At 34.4% G+C, this 25,062-nt stretch carries 10 protein-coding genes; 2 read left to right on the top strand and 8 right to left on the bottom strand.

Translation table 11 applies throughout. The features are described from left to right. Window positions 1-44: 44 nt before the first annotated feature. The 5 genes from Q0842_RS06820 to Q0842_RS06840 form a co-directional block, all read right to left on the bottom strand. Window positions 45-2,825 carry a family 78 glycoside hydrolase catalytic domain gene (locus Q0842_RS06820; protein ID WP_298495919.1) on the bottom strand — a complete coding sequence of 927 codons (2,781 nt, stop codon included), beginning with the start codon at window positions 2,823-2,825 and terminating at the stop codon, window positions 45-47. A 28-nt stretch (window positions 2,826-2,853) separates the two neighbouring features. Then, window positions 2,854-6,108 carry a glycosyl hydrolase gene (locus tag Q0842_RS06825; RefSeq protein ID WP_298495921.1) on the bottom strand — a complete coding sequence of 1,085 codons (3,255 nt, stop codon included), beginning with the start codon at window positions 6,106-6,108 and terminating at the stop codon, window positions 2,854-2,856. Then, the gene (locus tag Q0842_RS06830) at window positions 6,098-9,349 is read right to left on the bottom strand and encodes a family 78 glycoside hydrolase catalytic domain (protein WP_298495924.1); all 3,252 of its coding nucleotides are present in this window, start codon (window positions 9,347-9,349) and stop codon (window positions 6,098-6,100) included. The genes Q0842_RS06825 and Q0842_RS06830 overlap by 11 nt, the downstream gene beginning before the upstream one ends. A 31-nt stretch (window positions 9,350-9,380) precedes the next feature. Then, window positions 9,381-11,720 carry a hypothetical protein gene (locus Q0842_RS06835; protein ID WP_298495926.1) on the bottom strand — a complete coding sequence of 780 codons (2,340 nt, stop codon included), beginning with the start codon at window positions 11,718-11,720 and terminating at the stop codon, window positions 9,381-9,383. 63 nt (window positions 11,721-11,783) lie between these two features. Beyond that, entirely contained in the window at window positions 11,784-15,056 is a 3,273-nt protein-coding gene (locus Q0842_RS06840; protein ID WP_298495929.1) for a family 78 glycoside hydrolase catalytic domain, read from the bottom strand. A gap of 172 nt (window positions 15,057-15,228) precedes the next feature. Between Q0842_RS06840 and Q0842_RS06845 the strand changes: the two genes are divergently transcribed. Beyond that, entirely contained in the window at window positions 15,229-16,113 is an 885-nt protein-coding gene (locus Q0842_RS06845) for an AraC family transcriptional regulator (RefSeq protein WP_298495932.1), read from the top strand. A 10-nt stretch (window positions 16,114-16,123) separates the two neighbouring features. Here the strand turns inward: Q0842_RS06845 and Q0842_RS06850 are convergent, their stop codons facing one another. From Q0842_RS06850 to Q0842_RS06860, 3 genes are all read right to left on the bottom strand, one after another. Further along, window positions 16,124-18,040 carry a hypothetical protein gene (locus tag Q0842_RS06850; protein WP_298495935.1) on the bottom strand — a complete coding sequence of 639 codons (1,917 nt, stop codon included), beginning with the start codon at window positions 18,038-18,040 and terminating at the stop codon, window positions 16,124-16,126. A gap of 143 nt (window positions 18,041-18,183) precedes the next feature. Then, entirely contained in the window at window positions 18,184-20,193 is a 2,010-nt protein-coding gene (locus tag Q0842_RS06855) for a T9SS type A sorting domain-containing protein (RefSeq protein WP_298495938.1), read from the bottom strand. Window positions 20,194-20,365: 172 nt separating this feature from the next. Further along, window positions 20,366-23,821, bottom strand: coding sequence for a glycosyl hydrolase (locus tag Q0842_RS06860; protein ID WP_298495940.1), 3,456 nt, complete (start codon window positions 23,819-23,821; stop codon window positions 20,366-20,368). A gap of 235 nt (window positions 23,822-24,056) precedes the next feature. Between Q0842_RS06860 and Q0842_RS06865 the strand changes: the two genes are divergently transcribed. After that, on the top strand, window positions 24,057-24,992 hold the full coding sequence (locus tag Q0842_RS06865; RefSeq protein ID WP_298495945.1) for a hypothetical protein: 936 nt from the start codon (window positions 24,057-24,059) through the stop codon (window positions 24,990-24,992). Window positions 24,993-25,062: the final 70 nt, after the last annotated feature.

The following is a 25,062-nucleotide window of genomic DNA, read 5'->3' on the forward strand; positions in this document are numbered from 1 at the left end:
TTCCCTTAGTTTGTACATGTTTTTTTTTTGCAATACGTATTTGCTTAATAATTAGTCTTAAATGAATATATTCCTGGGTTTACCTTAAAAACAAAAGCTTTATTTGTTTTCCTTAGTAATTTTATATCCGAATTACTCTCAAATTCTACTCCGTTTACCTTAATGCTTTCTTGTGTATTTCCTGGTACAAAAACTTGAGCAGTTGTATTTGGAGGTACTATTATATCTAAATTAAATTGCTTGTCTACTATTTTCCAACTTGAACTTACTTTTCCATAAGGCGAATTATAAGTAGCAGCTGCAGACGTTAAAGGGCCGCCTGGAATAGGAGCAATTTCTATTTCTTTGTAGCCTACTTTAATAGGTTTAATACCCGCAATGCGTTCGTACATCCAACGACCAATAGCTCCGTAAGCATAATGGTTAAAAGAATTCATACCGCCTTTGTTAAAACCATCTTTATGGGTGTAACTATTCCAACGTTCCCACATGGTAGTTGCCCCTTGGTTTATGGAGTAGAACCACGATGGGTAGGTATCTTTAAACAAAATTTCATACATCAATTCTATCTCGCCTATTTTATCAAGTACTAAAGGCAATAAAGGTGTACCCAAAAAACCGGTACGCAAATGGTTATCGGTTAGTTTTATTTGTTCCAATAAATGAGGTACTGCTTTTTGCGCTAATTCATCATCCAACAAATCGAATGCTAAGGCTAATAAATAAGCTGTTTGAGTTTCAGGACCTTCAATAATACGTCCTTGAGTATCGAAAAAACTATTTTGAAATACATCACGAATAGCATGGAATAAAAGCTCATATTCTTTGGCTTCAGACTCAAATCCTAGCACTCTTGCTGCTTGAGCAGTTAGGTTAACAGAGTGCGCATAATGAGCCGTGATAATTAGCTTGTTGGAAGTGATACCAAATCGCTCATCTCTTTTGTGTGTTGAATAGGGTTGCAACCAATCGCCATGGGTAAACATTTTAACAATATGATCTTTGGCATTTGACTGATAAAATCCTACCCATTTTTTCATACTTGCATAGTTTTCCTCCAAAACACCTATATCACCAGTACGTTGGTAAGTTTCCCAAGGGACAATAGTGATCACATCACTCCAACCAGCTCCAGCTCTAAGTCTACCACCTAAAGAAGGCACCATTACAGGAACCGCACCATCTTCATCTTGATCGTTTCGTACGCTTTGCAACCAACTCATCCAAAAAGAATGCACATCACCTAAGAAAAACGAGGTGGGTGCAATTACCTGAGCATCTCCTGTCCAGCCTGCTCTTTCATCACGCTGCGGACAATCGGTTGGTATATCGAGTGTATTACCTCTTAATCCCCAAATTATATTGCTTTGCAGTTGATTTAGTTTTTCGTGTGACGAGTTGAACTCAACATTCAAATTATAATTAGAATGTTGCACAACACCTGTTACCCATGATTTATCTGGTGTAGCATTTGCACTAAAACCGCTTAACTCTACATATCTAAAACCATGAAACGTAAATGTTGGTTGATATTCAATTTGTCCATCTTCTTTAGCGGTATAATAATCGGTTGAAACTGCACCTCGGTAATTTTTAGTATACATACGTCCATCTTGCTGTAGCATTTCCGCAAAGCGTATTTTTAAGATTCCATCTTTGTTCATAGGCAGTTTTATACGAGGTACTCCCACCATATTTTGTCCCATATCAAAAATGACAACACCTTTGTCAATCTCGGTAATAGCAACTGGTCCTAATTCCTGTACAGATTTAACTGTATTGTGTCTCTTAGGTGTCAAACTAATTTGTGTCTCTATATCTTCAGCAACCACCTTTTGCCAACTTGCAGCATCAAACGATGTTAACGACCAAGCTTTTTGTTCTTTCCGTTCATCATATTGCTCTCCATCATAAATTCCAGCATAAACAATTGGCCCCTCTTGGGTAGCTTTCCAACTTTCATCAGTAATAAAGGTTTTAACATTGCCATTGGTATATTTTACTTCAAGCTGACACATTACTTTGGGAGAAACTTTTGGATAGCCTCTAAGCATTAATCGACCTGCATACCAGCCCTCAGCTAAGGAAATTCCAATGGCATTAGAACCATCTTGCAAATGGTCTATTACATCATAAGTTAACGTTTCAATGCGTTTATTGTAAGGGGTCCAACCTGGAGCCATTACATCGTCGCCAACCTTTATGCCATTGATTTCAGCTTCAAAAAGTCCCTTTGCTGTAATGTACAATCTAGCAGATTCAATTTTAGAGTCAAGAGTAAACTCTTTTCGCAAATACTGGACTTTATAAGAGGTTTTATTCGTATTTGGCGACTTTGCTTTATCAACTTTTGGCAAGCTAATCCATTTGGCCTGCCAATCGGAGTTATGGAGTAGTCCTAACTCAAAGTTGGATACCTCACTCCAAGCAGAAGCCTTTTTATCTTGATCCCAAAACTTTAACTGCCAATACACTTTTTGTCGCGAAGAGAGTTTTTTTCCTTTGTATTTTACAAATAGAGTTTGCTCACTTTCCACTTTTCCGCTTTCCCATAAATCAGCATTATTTGGTAATAGTTCAGGTTCAGAAGCCACTACAATCGAATAAGCTGTTTGCTTTTTGATGTTTTTATTTTGTGCTAGTTTCCAAGAAAAAGAAGGTGTAGCATCATAAAACCCTATTGGATTTTTAAATTGTTCACTAACAACCAACTCCTGTGGTGGAATATTGTATGGAGGAGTATTATTTTGAGTTGAAGAACACGAAACCAAAAATAGAATTGTCAGTATGACTGTTGCCAATCTATTGCTCGAAATTATGTACATGTTATTTTATATTTGTGTGTATTATTTACTAATGTTTAGTCGTTTCAATACTTGCAGGCCCTAACAATCCTGAAGGCTGTAATTTTGATTTCGGTTTAATATCATCAATAACTAACCAAGTATATTTTTCATTTTCCGACCGTTGTTTGTCTTTTATCAATTGGTTTCGCCATAAATTAACCACTTCTATCTCCAATTGATTTTCTCCTTTTTTTAGTGCTTCTGAAATGTTTAAACGATAAGGCGCTATCCAAAGCCCTCCCATATCTTTTCCATTTAGTTTTACCCTAGCCATCACAGAAAGCTTTCCTAAATTCAAATAAAATTCTTTATTTTTTGAAAGCTTGTCTATTGAAAAAGTGGTTGTATATGTTGCTGTACCAGAATAATATTTAATTTGCTCGTTTTCTGATTTAGACCAATCTTCTAAAGCATTAAAAACGATAGGTTCCTTAGGACCGATTTCCTTATTTGAGAAATCTACTGTAAACGGATTTTTCAATTCGCTTACTGTTTCAAATGCAGGAAAATTTTCCGTATTCATCGGTTTTTCTAATAAATTATTGTCTTTAGCAAATACAATAAACCAACTTTGTGCAGCTGTCATTTTTAAAGGCACTTTTATACCTGTTTCTGTAATTTCATATTCAGGTAAAACTCTCATTTCGCCAGTTACAGCATCCCACAACTGTGGTTTCATTTTTTTATTCACACGAAAAACGGGAGATAAATCTATAGTTTTATCACTCTGATTGGTTACAAAATAAATATCCATACCTGGCATATTTCTATGTATCCAAAGAACTGGTGCATCTTCAGAAACATTAACATCTTTCGCTAAATTTATATCAGTAAATACTTCTGACAATTCGTAACCATCCATTACTTTTCCTTTGCCATATTGAATTGTCATTTTACCATCTTTATAAGTTCCAGCCCATAACTTGCTTGCAATAATTTTAACTTCTTCATCACTAGTAGGATAGTTTTGCAGACTTGGTGATTTTTCAGGTTTCTGACCTAAAATGATTCCTCCTTGTGCAACTAATTGTTCCAACTTGGTTAATAATTCTGGGCGCATGGTTTTAAAAGGTGGCAAAATCATTACTTTATAAGACATGCCATCTGGTAACACAAAACGTCCATCTTTTACAGACAATCTGTTTAAAATTACTTCGGCATTGATATAATCATAAGAATATCCTTTTGGAATTTCAGGAACACGACCACCCGTCATTATTGGTGCATCTTCTCCAATAAAATAACAAACATCTGCTACGTATTTACCTTGTTGCAAAAGGTGTTGACAACGACGTAAATAGTCAAAATAGGTATCTGCTTGACTAAACCACGTATTATGGCGATTAAATTCGGTACCAAACCAAGCATTCATCCCTGGTTTACGATTATCATCGGGCTGCTGAATGTATAAGTGCATCACAAAATGATTAATCCCTTCTGTTAATGCCCAATCGCCACGTTTTTTTAGCATAGCTGGATGCCTAAGATAAGCTCTTCGAGACGATGTAAATGCCTCTGCAGAAGTTATAGGTTTTCCGTAGGTATGTGATGTGGAAGAAGACGCTTTACATTCGATATTACCCAATGTACCTTCGTTCCAAAACTCTCCAGAAATTAAATCTGACTGCCCACCATACATCATAAATTCTCCGGGAAACCCCCAATGCCCATAGTTTTCTAACCAGGTTTTTAAATTATGTTTGTTACTCGCTTTTCTTAATCCACCTACGTACTCATAAGCTACATCATCTGCAATAGCTCGTCGCAAATCCCAAAGAAAACGTTCTGACGCTTCTACACTTCCTACAATTCTACCTGAAAGAACTGGTAAAAATGGTACAGGGTCGTATCCGTATTTTTCTTTAAACTTTACCTCATATCCATCTGTCCAATTTTGAGAACCTTGTTCGTAACTATCGGCAACGACATACTTAAAAGCTGATTTACTTTCTTCTGGAATTCGTTTTAACAGTTCACCAACAAAATTATCAAAATGATACTGTGCCAATTCGCTATTCATTTTATCAATTTCATAACCCACACCTTGTGGAGCTGCTGGCGCATTTTTTGTACCTGTAGGCGACATTCCCATTCTCATTATCGTCCATTTTCCTGCTGGTGTATTCCAATTTAACACTCCGTTTTCATCCAACTTATCACTAACATCTATTACCTCATCAGGCTTTATAAATAGACTTTTGTTTGTAAACGCTTCTTGTGTTTTAAAAATGTAAGTATCCCAAGTAGGTTTAGGTGTAGAGTGCATTTTTCCGAGTTGTTTCTCTATATATTTATCTAAAACTGGAGCTTCTGATATATTAATTTCTGCAAAGCCATATTCCTTTTTTCTAGAATTAAAATTGGTACACTTTAATATGAATTGTTGTGCTTTGGTATCAGGTAAAATAGTGGCAAAATCTCCAGTTTCAATTGAAGCCACATTAGGTGTAATGCGAAAACGATCAAAATGAAACTCTTTTACCATTTTTTCTTGACCATCAACAATAGCATATAACGTCATTTTACATTTAAAGGCTCTACTTGGAATTATGGTAATTGAACGAGCAGTTATTGACTCAGAAAGCTGAAAATATATCTCTAAAGCTTCTCCTTTTTTAGGCTCAAAACTAGTGTCGTCCTCTTTATTTCCATCTGTTAAGATTTTTACGTTTAAATCGCTCCAATTGGCACTTACCTTAGTAGGGATAAACTGCGTACTTTTTTCTTCGATATCCGATGATTTAAAAGCAAAGGTATGAGTGTCTTGAAATTCCTTTTTAGGTTGTGGTAATTTAATAGAAAGCTGTTTTCCTCCTAGAACTTTTGTTTCACTATACGTTAAGTAACGCATTGCTTTTGTGTAATCTATCCAAGGACCACCACTTTGGCTCCAACCTGGACAATTAAATACTCCAACATCTACACCAATTCGTTTTCCTTCTTCTACAGCGTGTACCATATGGCTCCACCAATCTTCGCTTAACATCGGGACTTTACCATCTTTATGTGCTGGATTTATATTTCCTATTAATGCGCCACCAATACCGGCTTTTTTCATAGCAATCAAATCCTTGGTAATTCCTTCTTTAGAAATATCATCATTAATCCAATACCAATAACACCAAATGGTGTTGTTATCATTAGGTGTTACAAAATCTGATGTTATTTGCTGAAAGTTTTGAGAATTATTACACCCTAAAACAAAAAACACAATACTTACTAAAATTGCAACAATACTAATCTGGCTTTTTCTAATTTTCATTATTAAAAATTTTTACCTCTGAAATTGAGGGTGCTTTTATAGCATCAACAATAAATATTCTACATTTTGAAGCTGTTATTACATCAAAATTATGTTCTTTATTTTTTCCACAACTTGTATCAGTTACAATAGTTTTCCATTCTTTCTTATCCCAATATTGAATTTTATAGGATGTTATTTCTTCTCCAACTTCATCAATTATTATATTATTAAATATTTGTGGTTTTACCCAAGCCACTTCTAAGTATTGATTTTTAGTTTCAGCAGCCAACCAACGTGTTTCATCATCTTCATCATTTGATTTAAAAGCCTCAAAACCTGGTAGTTTTTCAGTTTCAATAAACATAGACGAAGCGTTCATTCGACCCAAAGCTGACAAATTTTTAGACGCCATTATCGGATCGGGATAAGATATCTCTGGTAATTCTTCTACATGGAAATCATAAATACCTGAAACGACATCAAAAATAATATAGTTACCTACAGCCTTATTTTTTTCAGTCCCCACAAAGGTGATATTTTCAGATTTATCTGCTAAAACACCACTCTCTAGTACACCCTTTTTATTTGTAGCCGGCAAATACACTTTTGCACTTGTATTTACAGGGACTTCAATATGAAATGTGGCCCCTTTATCTTCTTTTTTCCAGTTCACAATCACATTTCCATACATAGATTGGTATTCTGTGTTTGCAAAAGTTAAATCGCCTACAGGAGCAGGTTTTATAATCATCTTTTGCATGCCTAAATTATCTGGATTTGAACGAATTCCACCAAAACCTTTAATAAAATACCCTCCAATTCCAGTATAACATGTATGTATCTGGCTATTTCCAATAGCCGACCAACGCTCTGGCCATACTGTTTTTCCTTGCTCTATAAAGTAGCCATAACTTGGGTGATGTTTGTCTTGAAGTAATTCATATATTAAATCCATTCTTTCTCCAGACTCCGTAAAATAACGTGTGTATAATGCTTGTCCTGAGCTACCTGTATCGTAATAAGGAAACTTATACAACACATTATCTACTAAATTATCAGAAACCTTTTTCTTTTCTGCTTCTGGTGTAACTCCTGTTAATAAAGCAAAAGCTTGATTTACTTGTTGTCCACTCCCATATTTACCAGTTTGAGCATTGTAAGACATTTTATGTGTAGCTTCTTGTTGCACTTTTAATCTATCAGCATACTTTTTTGCATCTTCCGTTTTACCTAAAGCCGTTGCTATTTTTACAGCATTATCTAACATAAATGCATACACACAATTATTAAAATGTACTGCATCTGGTGAATTACTACTGGTCCAAAAATTACCTCTAGGTGTGCACCAATCACCTAAACCAGGAAATTCTCTTGCACCTTGTTTCCCTGCTTTTAGAGCTCCTCCCATTTCGTAATTTGAGTTATCAAACAACCATTTCATCCATTTTTGCATAGATTCATAATTGTCTTCTAGCACCTTTTTGTCTCCCAACATTCTGTAAGTTTCCCAAACCGTTAATGGACTATTGGCTTTCCACATTAAAAATGGTCTGTCTTCTTCGTTTATAACACCCCTAATTTGACCATCAGACAACTGAGCATCTCGGGTATATTGTAAATATTGATCCATATATGCACCACTTTCAAAATTGGGTAAGGCATCGCCGTACATGGCGGCTACTGTTACTTCTCCCCAACCTCGACGTTCTCTGTGTGGACAGTCCACTAAAATACCATCCATAGTATTTGCTAAATAGGTATTTAAATTGATTTGATAAATTTGATTAAGCTGCTCATTTGAAGATGTGAATTTGCTGATTCGCTTACGATTATTAGTAATAACATAGCCTTTTACATCTTCTAGTTTGGGCTTATAATTCAAACCATAAATAGTAATCCATCTTCCACCAGCCACATTAAATCGGTTTGCAAACGTACCTTTCCCAGATTTTCCAAAAATGTATTTACTCTTTTGGTTCCAGTTCATTACCACTTCCGTTTGATCACTAATTTCAAACGTAATTGAATCGCCTTCTACACCATTATACAAATCCATTTCAAAGAAACCGGTGTAGTTTTCTCCCATATCTATACGATAGGTACCATCATTGTTTTTATCAATAGCAACCGCTTTTATCTCTTTATATCTTACTTGTGGCTCTACCATTTGTGCACTTAGAGTAGCTTTTATAGGGCTGTATAATGCGCGAACTTTTCTATCTTTTTTACTGTTTATAGCTAAATTAATGTTGTTTCCTTTAGCTATTTTTGCATTTAGTGCTTCATGATTATAAAAAACAGCATGCTTCCAGTTCGTATCATCATAATCTGATGTATTCCAATTGTCCTCGCGTTTTCTATCATCAATAGTTTCCCCTCCAAAACGTAAAATATCCCAATCACCATAATACTCGCTATGGCTTTTTTTAGTTTTCCAGGTTTCGTCTGTACTTAACGTTATCTGCTCATTCTCTGTTTGAATTTCGGCTTGCGCTTTAAACACAAAAGGGATATTTCTGTATTCTCTAATTCGTCGCCATCTAGACCAACCTGCAGCATGCCAAACAGCAATTACATTATCACCTTTTTTGAGTTTATCTGAAATGTCATAAGTTAAATACGGAACCCTTTTTTTCATGTATGATGATACTGGATTCATAACATTTTCGGTAACTTTTTCGCCGTTTACATACAATTCATGATAACCAAATGAGCCCACAAATACGAATGCTGATTCCGCTTTTTCTTTTAATTCAAAGTTTTTTCTGTACCAATTGTGGTCCGTTTTCTTTTGATCAGATTTTAAAATCCAGTCGCCTTTCCAATCAGATTGTTGCAGTAGTCCCATTGAAATTTTAGCAGGTTCACTCCAGCTGGATGCATTGCCATCTTTATCCCAAACTTTTACTTTCCAGAAATACTGTTTTGCAGATTCTAATTCATTTCCTAAAAAGGTATTATTTACAGATTGGTTTGTTTCTACTTTACCCGAGTCCCAAACATCTCCAATATGGTTATTCAAATTTTCTAAACTACTCGCAACAAGTATTTGAAACGCTGTTTGCTTTTGTCCTCGTTTTTGATATAGATCAATTAACTTCCAACTTAATCTTGGTGAATTATTATCTATACCTAAAGGATTTATACGGTATTCGCAACGCAAATCATTAACTTCAAGTATTTCTGAATTATTAGGTTTGCAACTAAAAATGCACAGCGTCCATATTAAACCTATAGAAATTAATAATCTATTTCTCATGCTTTTTATTATTTAAATAGTGTTAGAATTACTATTTATTATTTGTGGTGATTTCTAAATTATCAAATAGGTTTTCATCGTAAGAAGTAGCCAACACAACATAACCCTTGGTCTTTTTATGAGATACGTTAACCACCGAAACCTCATCTACAAAAGCTTCTATTTCTTTATTTTGAAAAGTAAGTTTTAGGGAATGCCATTTATTTCCGTCAAAATTAGAAATACTCCCCTCTTTTATAACCTCCTTATTAAACATCAATTTCCAATTACCATTTTTTGCTACTTGGAAACGGTAGCCTTTTAAGTAACTTCCCTTAACACGACCTCCTAATTCTACATTACCGCCATCAATAAACACATCAACCTTACAAGTGTAATTTTCCCAGTTTACATCACCAACCAATGTATTTGGTTTTATATTGGAACGCCTATATACTCGCATCCAATCGTATCCTTGTTCGGGTATAATTTGTTTTAAACATTGTGATCCATCGTCTTTAAAAGCGATTTCGAAACTTCCAGTTTGGTCTGAATGATATTTAGGAAGATCTCCTACTTTTCGGTCTTCATAGTTTTCCTTGTAAGGAAAAGGAAATGCTGTTTCTTTTGGAATTTTATAAGTTCCTTTTTGTTGCCCTGTAGTAGTAGTTAATGAGTATATGGCTTTTGGATCTAATGAAAATCTAATTACACCGTTTTTAGGAACAATGGATTCTTGCTTTACAAACTGCTCATTTTTATCAGATTTCCAAATACTAACAGTACCTAACGAAAGACCCTCTTCTATTATTACTTCAATATCTTCTTGATTTTCTGTACAAATAATCATACTCCAATTTGTCCCATTTTTTTCCTTTAAGGCAACACTACTACCTTTATAAGTTGCTCCATCAAAAAGGCCACAAGCACTATTTAAATAGTGCCAATTTTCAGGCTCTGCAAATTGCGTAGTATGTGCTGTAGCCCATATAGTTGGCCATACTTCATAATACCCACTCCATGGACTATTCGCTTTCATAGCACCTGCTTTATCCCAAGTAACTGATTTATAAATAGACCCTATTGGCGCCCATATTAATGTTTTGGTAATTCGGTCGCGTATGTAAAATTTGTTATACATACGTGCTAAATTTAATGCTCCTGCACCACCCCAATCTTTACCTGTCCAGCTCCAATCTTCACTAGCCCATAAAGGTTTACCACTATTTTTAGCTTTTTTGGTTGTTGGACGACCTCTTCCATCCACCATATTTTCGTTAAATTCTCTACCAGTAACATAATGATAACCGACCGCTTCTACCACATTGTCAAAGACTTTATCTTTTTCAAATTCATTAAATATTTTCCAATCGCCACTATTGTCATCTGGTCCTTGAATTTTTACATTTTTGTAACCTCTAGCATCTAATAAAGGGCGTACTTGATTTACTAGCCAATCACGATTAGTGCCATTTTCATTTTCTGCAGCAGCAACCCAATCAATGTTCATGCCCCATTGATTTTTAGCCACATCCAAAAACGAAACAAAATACTCCGCAGATTCTTGAGTAAAAATATTTGGTTTTAAATATGCAGGAAAACTCCAAGGCAAGTATTCTAAAATAACGTTTGGATTTCTATTTTTAGCTTCTTTCATCAACCAAAATTCATACCCTCTAGAAACTGGATTTTTTAACTCTTCTCGTGTAATGGCATGGGATGGTTCTGATCCGCAAGTTGAGTTTTCTCCACCTCCCATTTCTACTTTTAAATGCTGAAAACCAGCACCAAATTTAGGTTTAAACAATACATCTAAAATTTGACTTTTTATTGGGTCTTCATAATCGTACAACAAATCGGTTGAAGCTCCTGCACTTACACCTCCAATACCTTCAAAAGTTCGTCCTTTATCATTTCCGTTTAACTTTATTTGAACAACACCTTTTGTTTTTGGAAACACATTAGGTTGAAAAGGAGTTTCTGGGTTTATTATATCTCCCATCTCAAACCACGCAGGTTCGCTATGCTTTGCTCCACGATTGTTGCCCCAAACAATTACTTTCCAGTAAATACGTTGTCCTGATTTTAAAGGAGCTCCTGAATATTTAAAAGGCCCAGTTTCTGATGTGCTTGTTGGTCCAGTATCCCAAACATCTGGGTATTTAAGTTTTTCTATAGAAGTTGCCATACAAATACGATAACCACCTTGTTTTGAGCTTTTTTCATCTCCAATAAAGGTCCAACTAAATTCAGGTATGGCATTAACAATACCTGTTGGATTTATTTTAGAATTGCACTTTAATTCTTTTACATCTATCGCAAAAGCTAAAGAACTAAAAAATAATAAAAACCCTAGAGTAAGGATATTGTATCTTTTTAATTGTGTTTTCATATTTCTTAATTTATTGTGTTTTATCATTTATCACAAAAAAGTAATCTGATTAACAAATTCCTGTTATTTTTTATACACTTCAAACTCTGAAACACTAGGTTTATCTGTAGCGCTAGTTATTAATAATCTACATTTTTTAGATGTAACCGTTTCAAAATTAAAGGTTTTAATATCTCCAATAGTCGTTCCCTTTTTAAGATCTACCCATTGATTTTCTTTTAAAAATTGAATTTTATAATTGGTGATATGCCTGTCTATTTCTCTAAGTACAATAGTATTGAATGTTATAGGTTTCACCCATTCTATCTCTAACCATTCATTAACCGAACCACTTGCTTTCCAATGGGTTTCATGGTTTTCATCATTAGCTCTAAAAGCTTCAAAAACTGGTAATTTTTCAGATTTAATAGTCATTGAAGATGCATTCATTCTTCCTATTAATGCTAAATTTTCTTGCTGATTTAACGGCTCTGGATAGATTGTTTTTGGAAGTTGTGTCACGTTAAAATTGTAAACACCAGAACTAATTTCATAAATAACATAATTTCCAACTGCATCACTTTTTTCTGTGCCTATGTAATTAATTCCTTCAACATCTTCTGCAATAACATTACCTTCTAAAACATCTTGACTTGAGCTAGCTGGAATATAAATTTTAGCTGATGTATTTACAGGAACTTCAATTTGAAAAACTGCTGAATTGTCCGTTTTCTTCCAATTTACAGCAATATCTCCATACATTGATTTATAAGCTGTATTAGCGAATGTTAAGTCTCCTACAGGAGCAGGTTTTACTATAAAACGTTTCATTCCAAATGTTTCAGAATCGGGTCTAATACCTCCAAAACCTTTTATAAAATAACCACCAATACCTGTATAACACGTATGTATTTGACTGCCACCTACAGCAGACCATCGCTCTGGCCATACCGTTTTACCTTGCTCAATAAAATACCCATAACTTGGGTGGCGTTTATCTTGAAGTAGTTCGTAAATTAAATCCATACGCTCGCCGTACTCGGTAAAATAACGCGCATAAAGTGCTTGACCAGAACTACCTGTATCATAATATGGAAATTTATACAATACTTGATCTACCAAATTATCATATACTTTTTGTTTTTCTGATTCTGGAGTTACACCAGCAATTAATGCAAAAGCCTGATTTACTTGATGTCCTTCGCCATATTTTCCTGTTTTAGGATTGTAAAGTTCTTTATGTGTAGCCTTACGTTGCACCTCTAAACGGCTTGCAAAAACTTTTACATCTTCATCTTTATCTAATGCTTCGGCTATATTCTTTGCTGATTCTAACATAAAAGCATACACACAATTGTTAAAATGCGCAGACTCTGGGGAGTTACTAGACGTCCAGAAATTACCTCTTGGCGTACACCAATCTCCTAAACCCGGAAAAGCCATAGAACCTTGCTCCCCCACTTTTAACGCACCGCCTGTTTCGTAATTAGAATGCTCGTATAGCCAATTCATCCATTTTTTTAATGCTGGATAATGTTTTTTAAGTAGCTTCTTATCGCCCAACATTCTGTATGTTTCCCAAATAGTAATTGGGCTATTTGCCATCCACATTAAAAAGTTAAAATCGTCGCCATTAATTACGGCTCTCATTTTACCATTATCTGCTTGGGCATCTTGCATAAACTGTGCGTATTGCTCCATATAAGCACCACTTTCAAAATTAGGTAAAGCATCGCCATACATAGCTGCTACGGTAACTTCTCCCCAACCACGTCTTTCACGGTGTGGACAATCTACCAAAATACCATCAATAGTATTTGCTATATAAGTGTCTAAATTAATTTTATAAATTTTATTTAAAAGTTCGCTAGAACTTTCAAATTTGCTAATCTGTTTACGATTATTTGTAATTACGTACCCCTTAATATCTTTTAGTTCTGGCTTGTAATTTATCCCCTGAATAGTAACCCAACGACCACCTGCTAAATTAAAACGGTTGGTAAAATGACCTTTACCCGATTTATCAAAAATATACATACTTCGTTGTTGCCAAGAAGATGTTTGCCCTAACTGGTCGCTAATTTCGAAGGTTACCGTATCGCCTTCTGAACCGTTAAATAAATTCATCTCGAAGAAACCTGTGTAATTTTCTCCCATATCTACCACGTAAGTACCATCGTTATTTTTTTGAACACCAATAGGTTTTACCTCTTTAAACTTAACTTGAGGTTCTACCATTTGCGCACTTAGAGTCGCGGTTATTTTACTTGTTGGCGGATTATTATCGGTGCTTTCTACAACTTTGGCTCCTTTTAAACCCAAATAAATATCGGCTTTACCAATTTCTTTTGCATCAGACTGATTGAAAACTACGGCATTTTCCCAATTGCTATCGTCGTAATCTGCTTTGTTCCAATCATCTTCACGTAAACGCTCATCAATGACTTCACCACCAAAATTTAAAATATCCCAAGGCCCGTAATACGCGCTGTAACTTTTTTTACATTTCCAAGTTGTATCTGTTGCTAAAACCATATTATTACCTCCAACAGAAATATTAGCTTGGGCTTTAAATACAAACGGTGCATCGTGATACTCAACCATTCTTCCCCATCTAGCCCACCCTGCAGCGTGCCAAATACCAATAACGTTATTTCCTTTTTTAAGTTGCTTTTTTATGTCGTAAGTTAAATACGGCAAACGTTTTTTCATGGCCGAATACACCGGATTCATAACAGCATTACTTACTTTTTCGCCATTAACGTAAACTTCATGGTATCCAAATGAAGCTACGTGTATAAGTCCTGATTCGGGAGCATCTGTAAGCGTTACGTTTTTTCTGTACCAGTTATGATCTTTTTTTGTTTGGTCGTTTTTGTAAATCCAATCGCCTGTCCAGTCTTTTTCATTTAACAAACCCATTGCAAATTTGGCTGGCTCACTCCAATTTGAAGCACTACCAGATGTATCCCAAACCCGAACCTTCCAATAACAAATTTGACCAGAAGTTAATGCTTTACCTTGGTATATATTATTAACAGATTGCGCATCTGAAATCTTACCAGAATCCCATACATCACCTATATTTGTGTTTAGATTTTCTAGACTATTGGCTACTATTATTTGAAACCCTGTTTGCTTTTGACCACGAGTTTTATTTTTGTCTATAATTTTCCAACTTAATCTTGGTTGTACATTATCTATTCCTAAAGGATCTGTACGATATTCACATTTAAGATCTATTGGTGTAACTTCGCTTTGAGTTTTTGAACTACAACTGATTATTGCCAGCATAAAAACGATAACAATAACAACTTTATAAGCTGATTTAGAACGACACCAAAATTTATTTTTCATTTTTAATAATTTAAAAATCTTATAACACATGTAACCCGTTTATTATGATAAAACACTAATTGGAAACATGCTTTATTTTAAATTGAAGTAGGACTTTCTTTTTTTTATAAATTTCTACAATTAAACACTATTTATCAATTAACAATTTGATATATTAGTTGCACAAAATGACATGAAAAATACATACCGAAAATATCTTATAACTCTAGAAAATGATAAAAAATGGGGTTTTTACATAAATAACTTAGGACGATCTGTTATCGAAAAAAATAGTGTTTATCCTCTAAAAGATCATCCAGATAATTATTTTTTCACTTGGGAGAGAGGTCGTGTTTTAAATGAATTTCATGTTGTACTTATAACTAAAGGCGAAGGTTTTTTTGAAAGTAAAGAAAGTGGACCTTTAAAAGTATCTGATGGTGACCTTTTTTTATTATTTCCTGGAGTTTGGCATAAATACAAACCGTTAAAAAAAACAGGATGGACAGAACGTTGGGTTGGATTCTCTGGTGTAATAGCCAATCAGTTATTATCAAATGGATTTTTTACGCCTAATGAACCTATAATTTCTAAATGCAATAAACCTCAAGTTTTAAATTATTTTAATACCCTTTTTAATTTATTTGATGAAGAACCTTTTGGATTCCAAAAATTAGCTTCTGGCGTATGCATTCAACTTATGGCAGAACTCCATAATATAAAATATGGAGGAAATAACGTAGACCATCTCAACTCTATGGTTTCTAAGGCAAAAGGTTTAATGTATGAGAACATTAATAAAACCATTGACTTAAAAAAAATTGCAGCCGAATTAGGTGTTAGCTATTCTAAATTTAGATTAGACTTTAAAAAGCAAACAGGTGTTTCCCCGCTACAATACTATTTATTGTTAAAAATTGAAAAATCTAAAGAGCTATTGTTAAGTTCTGAAAAAAACCAAAAGGAAATAGCCTATGAGCTAGGTTTTGAATCTGATTATTATTTTAACAGATTGTTTAAAAGTAAAACTGGATTATCACCTGGTAAATTTAGAAACTTAAGCAAAATACATACTTAAAATTCTAGTTTTAGCTTACTGTTATTGAAATATGCAATTCTTTTATATTTTTTGTAAAAAAAACTTCTAATGGTAAAGCCTCTGTACCCGGAACCATATTAAACGTTCTTTCACCCTCTATATCTTTTATTTTTATTGGGGCATTCGATTTAACTGTAACCAAACCTTCTGGCTTTTGTATAGTAAACTCTGTTTCACTTACTTTAGAAACTGCTTCATTATTAGGTGAGATTATTGGCAAAACAAATGCCGTTGGCTCCAAAATATCTTGCTTAGTATTTACCGTTATTTTTATATCATCTTCCTTACATGAATAAGCAATATTGAAATCTGAAGCTGTTTTTTCGATGACGTTTCTATCTACATCTTTCAGTTTAACATTTGCTAACAATTTAATGGTAGCATTTTCATCTTTACTAGAAACGGTAGCTGGCAAATCATACAAATTGGTGTACCATGTATCGTTTACAAATGCTTCAATTCGTGGTGTTAAAGCAATATCTTTACCTGGTTGTTCCTGCTGATTATTTTTTTCAACCATGTGATATTCTGCCATACTTGCTGCACATATCAACCCTACTGTATTATGATATAAAACACCTAAAGCACCTCCTGAAGCTTGACGAAAATCGTATTTATAATGGTATTCGGCATCATACGCACTAACAGTTCCTCTCCAATCACCTCTTGCAAAAAGATATACATCTAAATCTTTAAAATGTTTTACACCATCTGCTGCGGTTCTAGGTAACGCTGTGTTTTTATTTATTTCTGGTAGATGCTGCCAATGATCTAGCATAGCAGCTAATGGTTTAGCATGGGCAAATGTATGATGCACACAAGGTGGAATTCCGGCAGAGACAAAATGTGGGCCTCCATGAATTAAACCATCTGCGGTACAACGTTTTAATAACTCGGTATTTTTTACTGCTGCGGTTCCAAAGGCTGGATTAATATGTGCCATCATACCAAATGCTGGTTGGCTACCATCACAGGTTCTACTTCCCCAATAACTCCATTTGTACATACGGTTACCCCAACTATTATCCCAAGCACCATCTGGCAACATAAATTCTAAATGACTGTTTAGAGATTTAGTTACTATTTGTAATAACGATTCGTCTTTATGCTTTAAGGCATACATGACAATACTATTTAATGTTTCCTCTACATTATAACCTAAATCTACACCTTGTAAACCTTTAGCACTTAACTTTTTAGAATCTGGTTTACACTCACCAAATAATAGTGTTTCATTAGCTGTAAAATAGTCCTTAATTTCTACCGATAGCTTTTTGCTTTTTGCTTTAAAATCATCATTACCTACAACATCACCAATTAAGTCTAAACCATAAATGGCTGTGCCACCATAATTAATATTTGTAAAAGATATGGTAAACTCTTTATAAATAAACTGCCCCGCTCTTTCCAGACGTTTTGTCCAAGCATTGCGGGTTGTTTCATTTAAAACATGACCATGATAATGTAAGGCTTCTGCTAACGCAATAGCTCCAAAAACAGTAATACCTTTCCATGATTTAGGATTTCTAATTACTGTCCATGCACCATTTTCTTGAGACACATTATTTTCTGCCCATGTCATAACTAACTCGGCAGCTTCAATATATTTTTTATCACCCGAAATGTCGGCCATATATAAAAATGGATACACAGCGTCCATGCATCGCCCATGAATATGCGAACAAGATGGACAACCTAAAGCGCCATGTTCTTCTAAATTTTCTGGGTTATTAATTTGGACTTTTATCATACCATCGCACCAGTCTTTCAACAAATCTGAAATTAAATTTTTAAATTCTAAAGAATGCTCAGGATGATTTGAACAAGCGTTTAATATTCCTGCCATAGGAAGTGATAGTCCGATTCCTGCAAGGGCTGATAGTTGTATAAAGTTGCGTCTTTCCATAATTAACCACAATAGTTTTTCAGATTGAAAAGTATTTAAAATTAAATTTTAATCTATCCTGTTTCATCCTGTATTACTAAATTAAAAAAGCCAGAACATAATTTTCTGGCTTTTTTAACAATTGATATTATATTAAACTTTTTTTATTTTATTACAAGCTTGGTATTGTAGACTTTATTTGCACCATCAACAACCCTAATAAGATAAACACCAGACTTAAATTGTCCATTATTATTTACCTTTAGATTTTCACCTAGAGACTCACTTTTAAAAACAGTTTTACCTAACATATCGAAAATTTCAACTTTTACTTGATTTAGATTTTTAAAGGCCATAGTAAAGCTATCATTTGCTGGGTTAGGAAAAACTCGAACCTGTGAAGAAACTAGTTTATTTTTATCTAAACTAAGAGTCACACTTGTTGGAATAGCCTGCCATACACTTCTATTATCAGTTTCATTAGCTTGAATATGTGTTACTGTTCCATTTGCTTCATGGTACAAATATCTGCCACTAGTTCCAGATTGAAATCTATAAGTTTCATTAGTTGCGTTATATTGTATAGTCCAAACCTTATCACCATCACTTGCTGGTGATGCTTTTGAAGTACTTACAACTACATAGGCACCTCCTGGGCCACCAGCACCTGGTGCACGTAGTATTCCAAACGTTTCACTATCGATATTAAAAAACGCGCCACTTTCAACAAAAGTCCAATGTGTGTTTTGCGCTTCGCCCGAATCTGACATTGTAACTGGTGAAGCACTAACTCCAGAATCTGTTAAGAATTTCCCTGTTTCTACATTTCTCAATCTGTAAATGTCATCAGATGGACCTGAATTGCCATTATCTATAACTTCTTCCCTTTGGTATGTGGTATTTGCCCATCTAATTTGAGCTCTTCCACCTCTAACGCGGTATACACCATATCTAATACCAGATTCTAAACCTCTGTCTGGCTCAGGAATGTTATAATTAAAAGCATCACCTCCAATTACAGCATCACAATAATGAATCTTTTTTGTGGCATCGTTAGGGTCTTCTCTAAAACCTACCTCTAACTCAAAGTCAATTTCTTCATTTTTATTTACTCGCTTTAATAACACGACTTCTCTACCGCTACCTTCTCCACCACGTTCTAAGATACGTTCGGCATATATATCAAACGCCACTTGTTTGTCTGCATTGATACCTGTACCATAAACAGGTTTTGCTAGATATAAACAAATAGCTGGATCATTAGATCCTCCACCGCCTGTGTGCTTTCCTTTGGCTTGAGCTATATAAGTTCCATTTTGACTAAAACTACCAGCATCTCCTACCTCTAAAATCCTAAATACTCCCGTAAATCTTGCATAACTACCAACTCCTGTTTCCCCAGATCTAGGTAAAGAACGCTCTATTCTAGGCTGTAAGGTGTTTGGAGCATCCCAATGGTTAGACCCATCTGTAATATTATAAACGCCCCAATTTTTTCCATAAACATTACTTTCTGAATAATCGGAATAGCAACTTCTATCATCAGCAGTACCTACATTAACAGGGTTTGGTAAATCTACATTTCTGGTACTGTTGTTTTCGAATTCACCTGAAGCTGGACAATTTAAGTCTGTATTAGTGTCTTCATCTGGAGCTATCTCTACAGGTATTTCTACAAATGGAACAAGTTCCCAATTACTTCTATCATCCGTTGCTGAAACTGCAACATGTGTTACGGTTCCATTTGCGTCATGATACATAAATCTACCGCTATTTCCAGATTGAAATCTATAGGTGTCATCCGTTTGGTTATGTTGTATGGTCCACACTTTATCGGCATCTGCAGCTGGTGAAGCTTTAGTTGTACTAACAACCACAAAAGCACCTCCTGGACCACCTGCTCCTGGCGCACGTAATATTCCTAAAATTTCGCTATCTATATTATAAAATGTACCGCTTTGCACAAACTTAAAATGGGTACTTTGATCTTCTGCACCTAAATCTGTCATAGTTACGGCTGTAGCACTTACACCTGTATCTGTTAAGAATTTACCTGTTTCAACATTTTTCAATCTGTAAATATCATCAGAAGGTGGCGCATCTTGCGCTGTTATGCCTAATGAACATAAGATAAAAAAGAAAAATAAAATAGATTTTAAATTACTGTTTTTCATAGTTGTCTTAAATTATAGTTTATTTGGTATATCACCAACTTTGTAAAGTTCAATTAAACCTATGAAATTACTATCCTGAACTATCCTGATTAAGATGTAACTCCACTTTCTTTTCGTTAAAAACCTATTTCTTTAGATTAAAAACATATATATTTAACTAAAAATGAATTAGTTAATTGGTTATTTTTAAAAGAACTGGCCCAATAAGCCCAGAAACCTCTAATTCCGTTTCATTTTTTTTAGGCGGATTCGTAGTCCACGTTTTCTTTTGGTTTTTAGGGCGACTATTATCAAAAATTAATTGATTACGCCACGTATTAGTAACTTTAACCTCAAGGGTGTTTTCTCCTTTTAGAGCATACTTGGTAATATCAAACTCAAAAGGTGGCGCCCATTTTACACCAATTTTTTTACCATTACACGATAGTTCAGCAATGTTTGCAACATCGCCTAAATCAATTATTATACTTTTTGATTTTTGTTCAAGATTAAAAGTTTTTGAATATGTGGTTGTCCCAGAATAGTGCTTAACGGCATCATTTTCAAGTTCGGTTAGAGATTTTAATTCTGAAACTTTAATAGACTTTGGTGTATCCCAACCTTTTTCAAAATTTAATTTCCAATCTGTTTGAAGTAAAGCCTCATCGACTCTAATATTTTTAGTTACTATATCTTCATTTTGAATAAAACTATATATTCCTGATGTTGAAGCCGAAATTTCATCCTCTTTCCAGCTAATTTTAGGAAAATCTGCGGTATCATGAATTTTAAACCATCCCGTTTCTGCATTTAAAATAATGGTATCATTATAAGTTACTTTTGAAGCAAAAGGTTTTTTATCAGTCTTTAAAAACACAACAATAGTACTACCGTTTGGAGGAAAAGATAAAGCAACATTCGTTCTTTCATTTGATTTACTCCAAACTTTTGCATCTTGTTGTTCTCCAGATAATGCGTCCCAAATTTGTGGTGAAACACTACTAACTCTAAAACTTAATGCAGCATCAACTGGTTTATCGTTGTTTGATGCGACAAAATAAATATGTGCATCTGTGGTTTCACGATGAATCCATTTTATGTTTAAATCATCTGGTACTATAACATCTTGTGCAATGCGCTCTGCTTTTAAAACATCATCAAGTGATATTCCCCAATATACTTTTCCTTTTCCAACTTGTTTAGAACCACTTTTTGTATTTCCCCATAATTCATTCGCAATTTTATTTAGTTCTTTTAAATCATTTTCATCATCCATTAAACTTGGAGAGTCTTCTGGTTTATCACCTAAAATTACTGCTCCAGCTAATACTAACTCTTTTATTTTTTTAGCTGTAGATAACAACATGTTTTTTGAATCTCTTAGAGTAATAACACGATAATCGCCTGCATTTTCAATATGAATTTTACCGTTTTTTACACTCAATTTATCATTTAAAATTTCAGCATTTAAATAATCAAAACGATAGCCATCTGAAAACTCATCTAGATCAAAAGGTGGTCTATCAAAATCGTCTCCATAATACCGTAACACATCTGCTACATATTCCCCTTGTTGCAAAACATATTGATTTCTAGACAAATACTCAATCCATTGTGGCATATATTTCCACCAAGTTTGTTGACGAACCAAAGGAAAACCTATATTCCCTCCAAAACTAGAACCTGGATACACATCTGTTTGAGGTGTATGTGAAAAAGTGTGAAACACTAAATGATTTACACCTTTGGTAAAATTATAATCAATTAAATACTTTACAGAAAAAGGATGTTCATTCCACTTTACACCCACTTGTGTACAAGCTTCAGCTGCTAATTTGGGTTTGTTATACAAATGTACCGCAGAAGCAGCATTATAAATAGGCTTTGCATATTCATTTTGACTGGATGGTGCTTTAGGGTACCAAAACTCGGTCATTGGTATATCGCTAACACCATAATAGCGCATAGGGTCTATTGGCAATACTTCGCCTCCTGCTCCTTCAGTATAAACATCAGCTCCCATATCGTTTGCAACAGTAGCAAAATGCTTGAAGAAGTTTTCAATAAACACATCATCCATAGTTTGGCGGAGGTCTCTTAAAAATTTAGTTGTTACTTCTGGAGTATCTACGATATAACCCATTGTTGCAGGCAAATATGTTTTCATACTATAACCTCTTCGCGTTTCAAATTCAGCAAACATATCTTCAGAATTCATGGTCCACGTTGGCACATGACTTTCCCAACTATCAATCAATAAACCATGTAATTTTCCATCACCAATTGGGCCACCATCTTTAATTAAATTACCAATCATACCATTTCGTAAATGATTTTCTATGGCAACTTTATCTAGTTTACTTGATTCCCAACCTGTGGCTTCTGGTACTGCCGGCTTATTAGTTAATCGCATATTAATATGTCCAAAACGAACGACAGTCCAATTGCCTTCTGGAACTTCCCAAGTTAGTTTTCCATCAAAAGTCAATTTATCGGTAAGATTTATAATGCTACTTGATTTTATGATGGTATTTTTAGCATAATTATGTGATACCTTTTTTTCTAGACGTCTTAATACTTTTGCTGCTTTAGCTTCATGATTATGAAGTTTTGGTTTTGAACTTAATCGGATAAATTCTGGAGCAATATTATGTTTGCCCATAAATGTAAATACAAATTCATTTGAAGTAGTTTCAGGAATAGCCAACGTAAGATGTTTTCTCCTATCATTCCAATTCGCATCAGGTAAGTTTACAGTTGTCACTTCAACTAATTTATTGTTTTGAAGTGCTTCAACTTTGATATTAACGTCTACTTTAGGGTATTGTGTATCCAAAATCATGTGTCGTGATTGCGGAAAAGTAATTGTTCGCAATGTTATGGGAGCATTAAACTTTGTTTTAACCCAAGTATTTTGATTTTTTACTTTTGAAATACCTTGACTTCTGTATGCTTTTAAAGGTTTATCAAGTTGAGTAGTTTTTCGATTTACAATAATTTTTGAATTGGGATTAAAGATATCCTTCCAAGGCACCAAACTATTATTTGTTTCAATTTTTAAAGGGTTGAAGGGTTCTAAATCGTCCCCTTCTGGTGTTGGGAATGCTAATAGTTGAATATCTTTATAGTTATAATCTGGTGTATGGTATAATGAATCTAACTGAAGAGTTTCTTCAAATACTTTACCTCCTTTAACTCTGTAAACCGTTTCAACAACCTCACGTTGTGCCTCTTCTGCTGGAACCCATGGACCTCCAGTCATAGACCAACCTGGGCAGTTTTGCATCGTAAATTTTAACCCTAACCGCTTACTTTCATCTGCAGCATGACGAATCATATCTTCCCATTGTGGAGATAAAATTTTAATGGGTTTTACATCTGGATATAAGCGTCCTGCTTTATTAAATAAGTGAATACCTTGTAATCCTGCTGCTTTAATAGCTTCCAAATCTTGAGTCAAGCCTTCTTTACTAATATTATTCCCGTTAATGTGAAACCAGGTTTCTGGATGGTATTGCTTTGAAGGTGATTTAAAATTTTGTGATAATTCTTTGAAACCTATTTTTGGAGTAACACCTTTATTTACTTTATCTTTTGGATGGCAACTTAAAATTGAGGCTATTATAAAAAAGTATAAAAATTTGTGCATAATTTAATAGATTTACAAACAATAAAATAAGCATTTTATAAGTTTAAGAGTATCCTGTTGTATCATGTAAAAGAAATAGATAAAGCAATCTTAACATAAATTCTGCAAGATTTAAATTAGTTTGTGAAAACTAAAAAATAAAACACATTATAGATAAAAGCTATTTTCAATCAGGACACCACAGGATAACTAGATTCTACTATAGTCTTATCTTTGAATAAATTTGTGAAATATTATGAAAAAATCAAGATTCATTTATAAAATCTTATCAATTACTGCGTTATTTGTATTTACAGCATTCTTTTCATGTACAAAAGATGGGCTTGGGCTATCTGAAGACATCATAGTTTATGAAAACGTACCTGTTTCAGACCCTGATCCAGATCCAAACCCTATTCCTGTAGCTATTGATGAGGACACAGGATCTTATACAACATGTAATCCAGATGGAGAAAATGTTACTAGAACATCAAACGATTTACCAAACCCTGTTAATGTAGGAACTATTGACGACCGTAGTTGTTATGCAAATTACAAAGAAAGTATTATTGACGGTGTTACCTGGGGAATATATAATATAACTGCTGATTCTAATAATCAAGACGCAGCAGGCACCTTACAACCTCGAATAGAACGCTCATTACCTATAGCAAACGCTAACGTAGGATCTTTTGTTAAATTTAAAGGAGACTTTAGAATTCTAGAAGTAGGTGATGCGGGATCTTTTGATCAAGATGGCACTTACATAGCACAGGCCAAAGGTCAACATACTGGTGGTGGTGGTTCTCCGGATCCTGCTATTTGTTTATATCTAGCAAAGCCAGTTTATGGTACAGGTATCAATGCAGACAAGCAAGTGGCTTTCGATATTTATGCAGAGCGTATCTTAGAACGTGGTGGCTCAGGTAGTGGCAGAGAAGTAGTTCTACTAAAAAGAGTTACTAAAAATGAAATAACCTCTTTTGATTTAGAAGTAGGTTTTAAAGTAGACCCAACCGATGCTACTAAAAAAATACATTATTGTAATGCCATAATTGGTGGTGAATCATTTAACTGGAATATTCCTGATCCTGAAAGAGGAACACAATCGAAAATTAGATATGGCGCATACCGCGTTAAAGGTGGAAGAGCACAAATTAGGTGGGCAAACACGACGCATGAAAGAGTTTAAATATAAGCTTATGCGAAAGTGTACTTAATATTCTATAAATATTATAATTAAAAAAAGCCAGAAAATATAT

Origin of the sequence: uncultured Algibacter sp. (genome assembly GCF_947495675.1) — a bacterium.
In the GTDB taxonomy this organism is placed as follows: Bacteria; Bacteroidota; Bacteroidia; order Flavobacteriales; family Flavobacteriaceae; genus Algibacter_B.

Excerpts from the sequence above, each read along its gene's own strand:
- Q0842_RS06855 (WP_298495938.1), bottom strand. The coding sequence starts at position 20,193 with ATGAAAAACAGTAATTTAAAATCTATTTTATTTTTCTTTTTTATCTTA.
- Q0842_RS06865 (WP_298495945.1), top strand. The coding sequence starts at position 24,057 with ATGAAAAAATCAAGATTCATTTATAAAATCTTATCAATTACTGCGTTA.
- Q0842_RS06825 (WP_298495921.1), bottom strand. The coding sequence starts at position 6,108 with ATGAAAATTAGAAAAAGCCAGATTAGTATTGTTGCAATTTTAGTAAGT.
- Q0842_RS06830 (WP_298495924.1), bottom strand. The coding sequence starts at position 9,349 with ATGAGAAATAGATTATTAATTTCTATAGGTTTAATATGGACGCTGTGC.
- Q0842_RS06840 (WP_298495929.1), bottom strand. The coding sequence starts at position 15,056 with ATGAAAAATAAATTTTGGTGTCGTTCTAAATCAGCTTATAAAGTTGTT.
- Q0842_RS06835 (WP_298495926.1), bottom strand. The coding sequence starts at position 11,720 with ATGAAAACACAATTAAAAAGATACAATATCCTTACTCTAGGGTTTTTA.
- Q0842_RS06850 (WP_298495935.1), bottom strand. The coding sequence starts at position 18,040 with ATGGAAAGACGCAACTTTATACAACTATCAGCCCTTGCAGGAATCGGA.
- Q0842_RS06860 (WP_298495940.1), bottom strand. The coding sequence starts at position 23,821 with ATGCACAAATTTTTATACTTTTTTATAATAGCCTCAATTTTAAGTTGC.
- Q0842_RS06845 (WP_298495932.1), top strand. The coding sequence starts at position 15,229 with ATGAAAAATACATACCGAAAATATCTTATAACTCTAGAAAATGATAAA.
- Q0842_RS06820 (WP_298495919.1), bottom strand. The coding sequence starts at position 2,825 with ATGTACATAATTTCGAGCAATAGATTGGCAACAGTCATACTGACAATT.